General features: G+C 59.8%; 12 protein-coding genes and 1 tRNA gene. 12 read left to right on the plus strand and 1 reads right to left on the minus strand.

What is annotated here, in order from left to right:
* The first annotated feature begins 4 nt into the window (after positions 1-4).
* From LVY75_11700 to LVY75_11725, 6 genes are all read left to right on the plus strand, one after another.
* Positions 5-1996 carry a methyl-accepting chemotaxis protein gene (locus LVY75_11700; GenBank protein XAZ23897.1) on the plus strand — a complete coding sequence of 664 codons (1992 nt, stop codon included), beginning with the start codon at positions 5-7 and terminating at the stop codon, positions 1994-1996.
* 153 nt (positions 1997-2149) lie between these two features.
* Positions 2150-3670 (plus strand): HAMP domain-containing histidine kinase, encoded by a 1521-nt coding sequence (locus LVY75_11705; GenBank protein XAZ23898.1) that lies wholly within the window; start codon positions 2150-2152, stop codon positions 3668-3670.
* 123 nt (positions 3671-3793) lie between these two features.
* Positions 3794-3870, plus strand: a tRNA-Arg gene (locus LVY75_11710).
* Positions 3871-4282: 412 nt separating this feature from the next.
* Positions 4283-4606 (plus strand): hypothetical protein, encoded by a 324-nt coding sequence (locus tag LVY75_11715; protein XAZ23899.1) that lies wholly within the window; start codon positions 4283-4285, stop codon positions 4604-4606.
* A gap of 192 nt (positions 4607-4798) precedes the next feature.
* Positions 4799-5170, plus strand: coding sequence for a cell surface protein (locus LVY75_11720; protein ID XAZ23900.1), 372 nt, complete (start codon positions 4799-4801; stop codon positions 5168-5170).
* A 154-nt stretch (positions 5171-5324) separates the two neighbouring features.
* The gene (locus LVY75_11725) at positions 5325-5603 is read left to right on the plus strand and encodes a hypothetical protein (GenBank protein XAZ23901.1); all 279 of its coding nucleotides are present in this window, start codon (positions 5325-5327) and stop codon (positions 5601-5603) included.
* 62 nt (positions 5604-5665) lie between these two features.
* Here LVY75_11725 and LVY75_11730 read toward each other — a convergent pair whose 3' ends face one another.
* Positions 5666-6637: an oxidoreductase gene (locus LVY75_11730; protein ID XAZ23902.1), complete on the minus strand. Its 972-nt coding sequence runs from the start codon at positions 6635-6637 to the stop codon at positions 5666-5668.
* Between the two features lie 216 nt (positions 6638-6853).
* Between LVY75_11730 and LVY75_11735 the strand changes: the two genes are divergently transcribed.
* The 6 genes from LVY75_11735 (at position 6854) to LVY75_11760 (ending at position 12777) form a co-directional block, all read left to right on the plus strand.
* Entirely contained in the window at positions 6854-7519 is a 666-nt protein-coding gene (locus tag LVY75_11735; GenBank protein ID XAZ23903.1) for a methyltransferase domain-containing protein, read from the plus strand.
* A 16-nt stretch (positions 7520-7535) separates the two neighbouring features.
* Complete coding sequence (locus tag LVY75_11740; GenBank protein XAZ25697.1) at positions 7536-8186, plus strand: TetR/AcrR family transcriptional regulator; 651 nt, start codon at positions 7536-7538, stop codon at positions 8184-8186.
* A gap of 72 nt (positions 8187-8258) precedes the next feature.
* Positions 8259-8540 (plus strand): SDR family NAD(P)-dependent oxidoreductase, encoded by a 282-nt coding sequence (locus LVY75_11745; protein ID XAZ23904.1) that lies wholly within the window; start codon positions 8259-8261, stop codon positions 8538-8540.
* Between the two features lie 167 nt (positions 8541-8707).
* On the plus strand, positions 8708-9589 hold the full coding sequence (locus tag LVY75_11750; GenBank protein XAZ23905.1) for an aldo/keto reductase: 882 nt from the start codon (positions 8708-8710) through the stop codon (positions 9587-9589).
* 583 nt (positions 9590-10172) lie between these two features.
* Positions 10173-11450 (plus strand): alpha/beta hydrolase, encoded by a 1278-nt coding sequence (locus LVY75_11755; protein ID XAZ23906.1) that lies wholly within the window; start codon positions 10173-10175, stop codon positions 11448-11450.
* Positions 11451-11526: 76 nt separating this feature from the next.
* Complete coding sequence (locus LVY75_11760) at positions 11527-12777, plus strand: FAD-binding oxidoreductase (GenBank protein ID XAZ23907.1); 1251 nt, start codon at positions 11527-11529, stop codon at positions 12775-12777.
* The last annotated feature ends 87 nt before the right edge of the window (positions 12778-12864 follow it).

Raw genomic sequence — 12864 nt, forward strand, 5'->3', positions numbered from 1 at the left:
TTCGTTGAAAATTCGCGGCAAAATCAATCTTCTTGTGTCTGTCATGGGCGGCGTTGCGCTTTTGATTGGTGCCACCGCGCTGTCGGCGATGGCCAAGTATAACGCGAACCTGACGGCGTATGAACACGCCGCGGCCCGTGCCTATGCAGGCGAACGCTTGAACCGCTTTGTCACCGCCGTCGTCATGGAATCGCGCGGCATCTATGCTGCAAAGAGCCTCGACCAGACGCCGGCTTTCGCCAAGGGGCTGATGGCCGATCTGGATGAGATCGACAAGGTCATCGCCGGTTGGGCGACGCTTGTGCCTGACAGCCAGAAAGATTCCTTCACCAAGCTCGTTGACCGCGCCAAGGAATTCCGCACCTTCCGCAGCGAGACGGCCCGTCTCGGTACGCAGGTCAGCCCGCAGGCGGCCAACGAGCAGGGCAACAACGACGCCAACCGCGCCAACCGCAAGGCGTTCCAGGCCGAGATCGACGCGATCGTCACCACCGACAAGGCGGAGTTGACGGCAGTCAATGACGAGATCGAAGACTTCCGCAGCTGGATCCTGATGCTGGTGCTCAGCATTACCGGCATCGGCATCGCGGCAGGCGTCGGCATGGGCTTTTACATCGGTACCAGCCACCTGAGCCGGCCGATCAAGAAGGTGACGGATGCGATCAAGGAGGTCGCAGACGGCAATTTCCAGGTCGAAGTGCCCTTTGCCGGCCGCAAGGACGAAATCGGCGAAATGGCCGCAGCCGTCGCAGTTTTCAAGGAAAACGGCCTCGTTATCCAGCGCATGAATGCCCAGGAAGCGGCGATGCGCGCAAAGAGCGACGACCTGCAGTCCAGCATGTCGGTCGTCGTCGCTGCCGCAGCCGCCGGCGATTTCAGCCATCGCATTGACAAGGACTATGAGGACGAAAGCCTCAACCAGTTCGCCGGCAACATCAACTTGCTCCTGTCGAGCGTCGATGCCGGCGTCGATGAAACCCGCCGGGTCATTGCAAGCCTTGCCGAAGGCGACCTGACGCAGACCATGCGCGGCAAATTCCAGGGCGCCTTTGCCGAACTGCAGAATAACGTCAACAGCACATTCGTGACGCTGCAGACGACCATGCGCGAAGTGCGCGAAACGACTGAAGCGATCAACGGCAATACCAACGAACTTCGGAACGCCAGCGACGATCTCTCCAAGCGTACGGAACAGCAGGCCGCCGCACTGGAGGAAACCTCCGCTGCTCTCGACGAGATCACGGCTGTTGTTATGAATTCGACCGAACGTGCGCAGGAAGCGACCGTCATGGTCTCCGAGGCAAAGGAAAATGCTGGCCGCTCCGGCGTCGTGGTTCGCAACGCGGTCGATGCGATGGGCCGCATCGAACAGGCGTCTCGCGAAATCAGCCAGATCATCAACGTCATCGATGAGATCGCCTTCCAGACAAACCTGCTGGCGCTGAACGCCGGCGTCGAGGCTGCCCGTGCCGGTGAAGCCGGTAAGGGATTTGCTGTCGTCGCGCAGGAAGTGCGCGAACTCGCCCAGCGCTCGGCAACCGCCGCCAAGGATATCAAGGCGCTCATCACCAAGTCGGGCGACGAGGTGCAGGTCGGCGTGAAGCTGGTTCAGGCGACGGGTGAGGCCTTGTCCGAGATCGAGACGCGGGTCATCGCCATCAACGATCATATCCATTCGATCGCGACAGCGGCAAAGGAACAGTCGACCGGCCTCAAGGAAGTCAACACCGCCGTCAACCAGATGGATCAGGTCACTCAGCAGAACGCCGCGATGGTGGAAGAGACCTCGGCTGCGACCCACAAGCTCTCGGCCGAAGCCGATGGTCTCGTGCGCCTCATCTCCCGCTTCAAGCTTTCCAGCGAGGCGTCGGTTGCTGTTGCGCGCCAGCAGCATCACCAGCCAGTCGCCTCTCCGGCGCGCCGCGCTATCGGCCGCGTCGCCCGGGCCTTCGGCGGCAATGCAGCCGCTGCGGAGCAGAGCTGGGAAGAGTTCTGACAGCCTCTGTAATCAGGATCGGAACGCCGCCTGCGGGCGGCGTTTTTGTTTGTGACGACTTGCCGCTCCTCGCAAAGATTTGAAAGCGGAGCATTCTGCTCTAATATAGAAGCTCATTCTGATGGCGGCCTTTCGCCGCACGGACAAGATGAGATGCCGGTTCAAGACCAGGGCGAGACTTCCAAGGCGGAAAACATCGCGGCCGGCGAGGCTGCAAAGGGCTCCTATCCGCGTGCCGGCATGTTCAGCCGACTGTCCGGCAAGCTGCTCTGGCTCACCGTCTTCTTCATCATGCTGGCGGAAATCCTGATCTTCTTTCCCTCGATCGCAAGCATGCGTGTCCGCTGGCTCGAGGATCGCCTGAATACGGCCGCCGCTGCCGCAATCGTCATCGACGGGCTGCAGCCCGTGGAGCTGCCGCGGGCGCTGCAGAAAGAGACGCTGGAGGCGACCGGCACCAAGGCGATCGTGCTGCGCAAGGATGGCACCTCCCGCCTGCTTGCCATGAGCGAGATGCCAACCTCGGTCGACGAATCATACGACCTCACGGATATCCCGCCATTGACCGCCATGCGCGATGCGCTGGACACTCTGATCTTCGGCGGCAACCGCATGATCCGCGTCTACGGACCGGTGGGCGAGACGAATACCGGCGTCGAAGTGGTGATGAAGGACAGGCCGCTACGCAAGGCAATGTTCGTCTATGCCCGCAACGTTCTGCTGCTGTCGATCCTGATTTCGCTCTTTACCGCGACACTGATTTTCTTCTCCATCAATCGCATCCTCATTCGCCCCATCCGCAAGCTCACGGGCAGCATGCAGCAATTTGCCTCCGACCCCGAAAATCCGCTCCATGTCTATGTCGGAGACGGCGGCCGCGACGAACTGGCTGTTGCCGGCCGCAACCTGACATCCATGCAGCTCGAACTGCAGAAGACATTGAAGCAGCAGAGAAATCTCGCGGCACTCGGTCTCGCGGTGTCGAAGATCAATCACGACATGCGCAATATCCTGGCATCCGCCCAGCTCATGTCCGACCGCCTCGTCGATGTCGATGATCCCATGGTGAAGAGCTTCGCGCCGAAGCTGTTGCGCACCATCGACCGCGCCGTGGGCTACACGACCGAAGTGCTCTCCTATGGCAAGGCGACCGAATCGGCGCCCCGCCGCCGCCGCCTCCGCCTCTATGAGCTGATACAGGACGTGAAGGACATCCTTGCCATCGACCCTCAGACCGGCGTCGAATTCGTCGAGCAGATGGGGCCGGATCTGGAAGTGGATGCCGATAGTGAGCAATTGTTCCGGATCATCCACAATCTATGCCGCAATGCCCTGCAGGCGCTGACCTCTCCGGGAGAAGAGGGGGCAGGGATCGTCAGGCGCATCACCGTTGCCGCCCAGCGCGTCGGGAGCGTCGTCAGCATCACCGTGGATGATACCGGCCCAGGCATGCCGCTTAAGGCGCGGCAGAACCTCTTTGCCGCCTTCCGCGGCTCGGCCCGCTCCGGCGGCACCGGTCTCGGCCTCACCATTGCCCGTGAGCTGGTGCTGGCCCATGGCGGCACCATCGCACTTGTGGAAAAGCCCTCGGTCGGCACTCAGTTCCGTATCGAAATTCCGGATCGCCCGGTTTCACTGGAAGATTATCGCAGCCGGTCGCACGCCGAAAAGTGATGCAATTTCTGCAATGGAGCCTTCCTGAACCAAAGTCGCGATTTTTTTCGAATTGCTCTTGCATTGCCCGAAAAGACCCTTTAGAGAACCGCCCACGCAAGCGGCACGGCCGCCACTGCAGACGCACCCGTAGCTCAGCTGGATAGAGCACCAGACTACGAATCTGGGGGTCAGGAGTTCGAATCTCTTCGGGTGCGCCATTTCCTCTCCAAATTCCGATGATCAGTTATTGAGCTGCTTCGTGGTCGGTTGTTGCCGAAGCCCGACTATGATGCCGGCTCGCATTCGAATGCACTGTCAATGGGTCTAGTGCGCAGCTCTATGACTATGGAGCAGGCGGCTATTTGAGTTTTTCGATCTCCTAGTAGCCGTTGCCGAGCCGACCGGATGATGTGACTTCCTGGGCTCTTTGACGCCATCGAGTATTTCGCCGTGCTGGCAAGGAAGCGGTTCAGGTCTTCTGCACGCTGCCGCCGATGCCGAGAAAGCCCATATAAGACCGCGCTTCCTGGTCGGCGGTGAAGTTCCCCCATCCAAGCCTAGTTTCGCGCAACCTTCGACGTCTATCTGCGGAAGCGATGGATTATGGCAGGCGAGAAGCCGGAGGATTGCATGAAGACGGGAACTGTTGGTGTCGTAGGTCTCGTCGCGATGATGGCGGCCCTTGCGGGATGCGTCGATCGTGCCAATGCGCCAGTGCTCGTGGCTGTCGCTTCGCCCGTCAATCCGCCTGGCGTCGCTCACAGCCTCTGCATGTCCGATGCCAATGCCATGTATGACGAATCCAACAAACAGTACGACTTGCGGGCGCAGTTGACCGGCCACCGCGATCCGGTGGAGCGGGAGACGAATGCGAGCAGTGCCGCTCATCGGCAATATGTCTCCTGCATCGCTGGCCAAGGCTACCGTCCTTTGTACGCATATCAAGAACGGTGAATTCACACATTCGATAAATGTCCCAGGAGCCCGCTCGAGCGGCTTCCGCAAAATCGCAAATTTTGATTTTTTGTGTCTTTCAGTCGCGGCGGATCGCCTGCAATCACAAGTGTAGGAAGCTGCGTGTGATGATGGAACTTCACGCGCGTAGAACGCATTTTTCATAGATAAATCCAGGAAGGAGGGTTTATCATGAAAATGTTCACTCTAGTCCCGTCCGCCATTGCGCTCAGCGCTCTTCTCGCCCTCTCGTCTATCGTTCCCGCGCTGGCGGCGCCCGTTCAGCAGGCCCGGAATCCGGTCGCCTCAAACCAAGAAATGGTGCAATATAAGGTACATGCCGGCTATTGGCATGGCTACCATGGTTTCCGCACGGAACGCCCCGGTACCCGCCGTCACTCCGATGGCTACTGGTATCCGCTTGCTGCGTTCGGCGTTGAAGCCCGCACCACGGGCGCGATTGTCCGCCAACCCCTCAATCGGACCGAGCCTAAGACTATGTGCAACCCAGCATTTAGTGGAACGATCGGCCCCGGCAGCATGCCATGCGACAACGGCTATTGAGCCGGCAAAGAGAGAGGCGGCCAAAAGCCGCCTTTTTCTTGCCCGCAATTGGATCTCACGTCGTCGTGATTGCTATCTGGTGCAGTGGAATGTGACAGATCTGCTCCCTAGCTCCTTGGCGTAAATCCCAAACATCCTCCCAAGGAGACAAGAAATGATCAATATCGTGAAGAATGTCCTCGTCGCCGTAGCCTTTGGCGCAATCGTCAGCGTTTCGGCTTTCGCATCTGCCAACGCGGCCCCGGCGCAACAGCAGCAGCAGGTCGTAAAGCAGCAGAAGAACACGAACGCTCGCAACGAGCCGCGCACCACCGGATCCGTCAATGGTGCGTCCAACAGCTCCGACCCTTACCAGTACGGTCGGAAGAAGTCGCTCAACATGGCCTGCGGCCTGCGCTTCAACCCGACCAGTAGCTCGGGCTGCAACTACTAAAAGCAGTTGATGGCATGGGCGAAGGGGAGGGACTGAGGTCTCCACCCCGAAAAAGGCAGCCGCTACGGCTGCCTTTTTCGTTCCGCAGACGCTTCGGCCACGCCGTCGAGGGAAAGGCCGGTCAGATATTCCGAGACCTGCCACAGCCTGCGCCAGACCGCCTTGTCCTGCGCAGCAGGAACGATCTTTGCGAGCGCAGGTGAGCCGTTCAGCTCATAAAATCCATCGGGACCGTACATGACGCCACCTTTCGCATCCGGCGAAGTCGCGGCAAACAGCGTCGGCAATGCGCCGGCGGCAGCCGATTGGGAGAGCAGGGGTTCCAGCAACTTGCTGAAACGCTCCTGCCAGCTCGGGCCAGTACGTCCCATGCGCGGACCAGTGCTCTGCAATCCGGTCACCGCGTAGCCCGGATGTGCCGCGTTGCTCCTCAGATTCCAGCCCTGCGCTCTGGCCATACGATCGAGTTCCAGGCTGAACATCAGCGTTGCAAGCTTGGACTGCGCGTAGGCTGACCAGTATCCGTAACGTTGCTCGCATTGCAGGTCGTCGAAGTTGATCCTGCCGGAGCGGTGGGCCAGGCTGCTGACCGTAACGATGCGCGGGGCGCTGCCCGACAATACTTTGGGCAATAGCCGCAGGTTCAGGGCGAAATGGCCGATGTAATTGGCACCGAGCTGCATTTCAAACCCGTCTTCGGTGACATGGCGCGTCGGGATTGCCATTATGCCGGCATTGTTGATGAGCAGGTCGATGCGTGGAAGCGAGGCGGAGAGACGGGTGGCGCAGTTTGCCACCGATGTCAGGCTCGCTAGATCGAGCGTTTCGAAACTCACCTCGGCGCCGGCATGCGCCGCACGGATATCCGCGAGCGTTTGCTTGCCCTTTTCCACATTGCGCGATGCGATAATGACGCGGGCACCCGCCCCGGCAAGCGCCTTGGCCGTTTCATATCCGATACCGCTCGTCGCGCCGGTGATGACCGCGATGCAGCCCGTCTGGTCCGGTATGTCCTTCGTCATCCAGTCTGTCATGGAAGTTCCCTTTGCGGTGCGGCACGTGCCGAGTTGCTGTTTTGATATGATATATTGCACTAAGTGCAAAAATGCAATAAATACAAGAATACACAAGATGTTTATGGAGAAGGACGTGCGCAAAGACGATGGATTGACGGGCCTGCCTTGGAATTGCCATGCTGCGAGAGATCGTCGCATCAATGGTCAATCGCATTTCAGACAGGTGGGATAATCATGATCGCTAGAACTGCATGCTCGGATTTCCTGCATTTTTTCCGCTCCTGGCTGAGCAACCCGCTGAGGGTTGCGGCCATTGCGCCCTCCGGCGATTCGCTCGCGCGGATCATGACCAGCGAGATCGCGGCCCTGGATGGTCCGATTATCGAGCTTGGGCCGGGCACCGGCGTCTTCACCCGCGCGCTGCTTGCGCGTGGTATCAGCGAATCCGATCTGACGCTGATCGAGTATGGTCCGGAATTCATCGGGTCGCTTCAGAAGCGTTTTCCCGATGCACGCATCCTGCAGATGGATGCCGCTCAGCTGGCGCAGGCCGATATATTCGAGGGTGAACCTGTCGGCGCAGTCGTCAGCGGCTTGCCGCTGCTTTCCATGTCGCCGCGCAAGATCGCCTCGATCCTAGCCGGTGCCTTCGTCTATATGCGGGCCGGCGGCGCCTTCTATCAGTTCACCTATGGGCCGCGCTGTCCCGTGCCGCGCCCGATCCTTGACCGCCTGGGCCTGAAGGCCACGCGCATCGGCGGCACGGTACGCAATCTGCCGCCGGCCTCCGTCTACCGGATCTCGCGCCGAAAGCCGCTGGAGCTTTCGCGTGAGCGTTTCAAATATCGCAGTAGCGGAGCGGATATGGAGATCTCTGCTTTCCCCGAAGCGGATGACTGAATGACACCTGATGGAAATGACAGCGAAGAAACAGCCAGAAGCCGTAGAGGGCAGACGCGAGCGCAAGCGGCGCCAGACCCGCGAGCGCATCGAGCAGGCAGCGATGACCCTCTTTCTGGAGCGCGGCTTCGACGCCACGACGATTGAGGAAATCACCGAAGCCGCAGATGTCTCGAAGCGTAGTTTCTTTGATTACTTCCCGTCGAAGGAAGAGGTCGTCTTCGCTTGGCAGGATTCTTTTGCTGACCGCCTGATGGCGGCGATTGCCGCACGTCCGGCTGCCGAATCCTCCGTCAAGGCTGTAGAAGAGGCCCTTATCGTCACCGTAACCGCCTCGGCTGACGAGCGCGCTCTGGCGCTCGGTGAGCTGATCCATTGCACGCCGACCCTCAAGGCCCGCGATCAGCTTAAATATGCCAAGTTGGAGCAGAAGCTGACAGAGGCGCTGATCGCCCGCAAGGGCGGCGATCCTGATGTGCGGACACACATGCGCTTGCTTTCGGCTGTTGTCATCGGCGCGCTGCGCGTTGGCGGTGAGCTCTGGGAGCGGCGCGTGCCAGGTACTTCGACCGAAAGTGTCGCGATGGAAGCCTTCGCACGCGAGATCCTTGGCGACCTCTGGAAGATGCTGGCCGAATTCGGTGAAGAAGCAAAGTCCGGGTTCTAGGCAGTTTCACGCCTGGACGATGACCCTTCTTGTCGTCGCGGTGCTTCGGATCGATGCCGTTTCTGGATGTTGGTGACGCGTGAGCTCTGCCGCCAGTTCAAGATGAATGTTCTTGGCCGGTGGCTGTCATGCAAGCAGTGCTGCCCTATATGCTGCAAACGCAGCAGCGGCCACATCCTCAATGTCATCTCGATGGACGGGATCATCACCATGCCGGGCATCGCTTTTCATCATGGCAGCAAGTTCGCCCGCGAAGGCATTTCCGAGAACTTCGGCAAATGGGGCGGGAGCTTTGTCATCCAGGTGATGGTCGTCGAGCTGCGCGACCAAAAAAGGCAGCGTCTGCAATGCTGACGCTCATTGCATCCGACGATCCGCCGGCCCATCTGTTGCTTGGGCGTGAGGCGATTAGCTCCGTTCGCGAAAGGCTGGAGTCTCTCAAGACCATATTCGACACTCGAGGGCAGGTCTCCGGCTCCGCCGATTTTGAGTGATTTTATTGACCAAGAGAGGAAGAGACGATGACTGATTACAATGCAGCGAAATCCGGCACCTTCAAGATCGGTGGCGATCTGGAGGTTAACCGCCTTGGCTTCGGCGCCATGCGCATTACCGGCGACGGTATCTGGGGCAATCCTGCCGATCACGATGAATCGATCCGCACGCTGAAGCGCCTGCCGGAATTGGGCGTCAACTTCATCGATACCGCGGATTCCTATGGTCCTGATGTTTCCGAGTGGCTCATCAAGGAAGCGCTCCATCCCTATAAGAAGGGCCTCGTCGTCGCCACCAAGGGCGGCCTCACGCGCCACGGTCCCAATATCTGGCTGCCGCTCGGCCGCCCGGAATATCTGATCCAGCAGGTGCACAAGAGCCTGCGCAATCTCGGCGTCGAGCAGATCGATCTCTGGCAATTGCACCGTATCGACCCGAAGGTCCCGGCCAAGGAACAGTTCGACGCGATCAAGTCGCTGCTCGATTCCGGCCTGATTCGCCATGCGGGTCTCAGCGAAGTCTCGGTCGCCGATATCGAGGCGGCCTCTAAGGTCTTCAAGGTCGCGACGGTCCAGAACCGCTACAATCTCGTCGACCGCACCAGCGAAGATGTGCTCGACTATTGCGCCAAGCATAATATCGGCTTCATCCCGTGGTATCCGCTGGCAGCCGGCGATCTCGCCAAGCCCGGCTCGCTGCTCGATACGATTGCCAAAAAACACAATGCTGCCCCCAGCCAGATCGCGCTGGACTGGGTACTGAAGCGCAGCCCCGTGATGCTGCCGATCCCCGGCACGTCGAAGGTCAAGCATCTCGAAGAAAACGTTGCGGCCGTGAACATTACTCTGTCCGACGACGAGTTCACCGCTCTCGACGCCGAAGGCAAGAAGCTCTTCAAGGCTGCCTGATTGGAATAGGACCGGCATTTGAACGGTCGCGATCTCAGTCGCGGCCGTTTTCGTTTTCCGCCTTGCGCCGCTGTTTCCCGGAGAGTGCCCAGAAAGACGCGCAGCTTTGATGATGCGTGCCTTTCGCCAATAATAAAGGCAAGGGACAAGGGGAAGGGCGGCGGCATCTGGTCCTATCCGCCGCAATGTGCGGAATAATTTTGATCAGTTGATAAAAGATGCCGCAAAATGAGGCGCGTGTGTGACGCTAACTAGGCAAGCATTGCGCCCAATGCATTGCTGCATTGCGGTAATTTCGCTATTCTCCATCAAATGAATTGGGTATTAATAATCCCGAAGGCAGCGCACTCCTCCTCCCAGCGCTCCCTTTCATCGGACTGACAACACTCCTCCTCCCAGTTGTCAGTCAGGATCAAGAGCCCGACGCACCTCCTCCCGCGTCGGGCTCTTTTCTTTTCCGGATCAAATCTCTCGTAAAACCTTCGTGAAATTGACTCGGCTCGCGGGCTCGGACTATCTGGAAGCGCGCCGCAAGCGCATATCGGTGGCTTGGCGCGATGACGCCTGAACCTGCGGAGATGTCATGATCGGCGGATGCGGCGTTTCTCGCAAAGCCCTCGCAGCCCTGCTTGTCCTGTGTTTTGGTCTTGTTTCCTGCGGGCGGCCGATCGGCGTCATGCAGGCAGCCGGCACCGTTCCGCCGGGTACTTCGCGCGTCGACCTTCTGGTGGCAACCACGCGTGCCGCGGATGAAAATCCGGCGGTGCTCTTCTCCGGCGAGCGCGGCACCGGGTTGATGGTTGATGCCGTCGATGTCTCCATTCCGCCGGAAGCCAACCGCAAGGCTGGCCAAGTGCAATGGCCGCGTCGCCTGCCTGCCGATCCTCTCAAGGATTTCGTCACCGTCGCAGTCGACCCGCTCGATGGCGAGAAGGCGGGCGAGAACTGGTTGAGGACGCACATGCCGAAGAGCAAGCGCGTGCTCATCTTCGTGCATGGCTTCAACAATCGCTATGAGGATGCGGTCTATCGTTTTGCGCAGATCGTCCATGATTCGCATGCCGACGTTGCGCCCGTCGTTTTCACCTGGCCCTCGCGCGCCAGCATTTTCGACTACAATTACGACAAGGAAAGCACCAACTATTCGCGTGATGCGCTGGAAGAGTTGCTGCGGCGCACGGCCAACAATCCGGCTGTTGGCGATATCACCGTCATGGCCCACTCCATGGGCACATGGCTGACGGTGGAGGCGCTGCGTCAGATGGCGATCCGCGACGGCCGCGTCGCCTCCAAGATCAACAACATCATTCTTGCCTCGCCGGATCTCGATGTCGACGTGTTCGGTCGTCAGTTCCAGAGCCTCGGCAAGGACAAGCCGCATTTCACCATCTTCGTATCCCAGGACGACCGGGCACTGGCGCTCTCGCGCCGCATCTCCGGCAATGTCGATCGTCTCGGCCAGATCGATCCCTCGGCCGAGCCTTATCGCAGCAAGCTGGAAGCTGCCGGTATCACCGTGCTTGACCTGACCAAGCTGAAGACCGGCGATCGCCTGAACCACGGCAAGTTTGCCGAAAGCCCTGAAGTCGTGAAGCTCATCGGCGACCGTCTGATTGCCGGCCAGACCATCACCGATTCCGAAGTCGGGCTCGGCGAGGCCGTTGGCGCAGTCGCTATGGGTGCTGCACAGACGGCGGGCAGCGCAGTCAGTCTCGCAGTCAGCACACCGATCGCCATTTTCGATCCTCGCACTCGCCGCAACTATGACAGCCAGGTTCGCCGCCTCGGCCAGTCAATGAACAATACGGTGGGGTCCGTGGGCGATAGCGTCGGTGCCGGCCTGCCGGAAGATGCGCAGTAAAAAATCATAGGCATTCGCCTCGCGGTGATATATCACATCTCCGACGGCACCGACTCTGCCGTGCGGTGGACAAGATATGGCGAATGAAACGAATGAGACGGTGGCCGTCGTCGGCGCCGGTGTGATCGGTGCTTCGATTGCTTTCGAACTGCAACGGCGCGGCTTTCAAGTCACGTTGATCGACAAGGGCGAGCCGGGCAGGGGAACCTCCTACGGCAATATGGCGAGCATCGCGCTCGACTTCGCGGCCGGTTCCGGTCCCTCGACCTGGAAGAAGCTGCCGCGCTGGCTGATCGATCCGGAAGGTCCGGTCTGGCTGCGGCCAGGCTATGCACCAAAAATCCTGCCCTGGTTCCTGCGGTTTCTCGCGGCCGGCCGTCCGGCACGTCTGAGAGAGATCGAGGATGCGGGCATGAGTCTCTCCAGGATCGCTCTCGGCGATATCAGCGCCATGCTCGACGCGATCGGCGCGCCCGACCTGATGACCGAAGAGGGCTGCCTTGCGATCTACGAGACCGAGGCCGAATTTGATGCGGACCGTGGCCACCTTGACCTGATGCGGCGCTACGGCATGGAATTCGAGGTGCTGAGCAACGGTGCGATCCAGTATTACGAGCCGACCCTCTCGCCGAAAATCGCCAAGGCCGTGCTGCTGCCGGACAACAAGTCGATCCGCGATCCCTATAAGCTGGTTGTAAAGCTTGCAGATGCGGCAAAGGCCGCCGGCGCCAACTTCGTGTCCGGGCAAGTGAAAACCGTCGAACGCAAGAGCGATGGCAGGACCGCCGTTCTTCTCGAAAACGGCAATCGCATCGAAGCCGACAAGGTCGTCCTGGCAGCCGGCGTCCACACGCGGTTCCTTGCCGAGGCCCTCGGTGAGCCGATCCCGCTCGAAACCGAACGTGGCTATCATACGCAGATCATGCAGCCCGGCATTTCCATGCGCTATTCGGTGATCTGGCCGCATCGCGCCTTCATGGTGACGCCGACCGCAGGCGGTATCCGTGTCGGCGGCAATGTCGAGCTGGCGGGGCTTACGGCCGCCCCCGATTTCCGCCGTCCGCGCGTGCTGGTGCGCCACGCGCAACGCATCCTTCCCGGTCTCAAGGTCCAGGACACCAGCGAATGGATGGGCCATCGCCCGGCATTGCCGGATACGATCCCGATCGTTTCGCCTTCGTCGAAAATGCCTGGCGTCTTTTATGCCACCGGCCACGGCCATCTCGGTCTGACCTATTCGGCAACGACGGCGCGGTTGATCGCGGATATGGTGGCAGGTGTCAAAACATCAGTTGATATCAAGCCATTCCGCATCAACCGATACTAGCATTGGTCATGGCCGGAACCTTCGTCACCCGTAATAATGTCCGCGTCGATGGCGCCATCGCGCATCATATCTGATTGGGAGCTTGAG

Source organism: Sinorhizobium sp. B11, from assembly GCA_039725955.1.
Classification (GTDB): Bacteria; Pseudomonadota; Alphaproteobacteria; order Rhizobiales; family Rhizobiaceae; genus Rhizobium.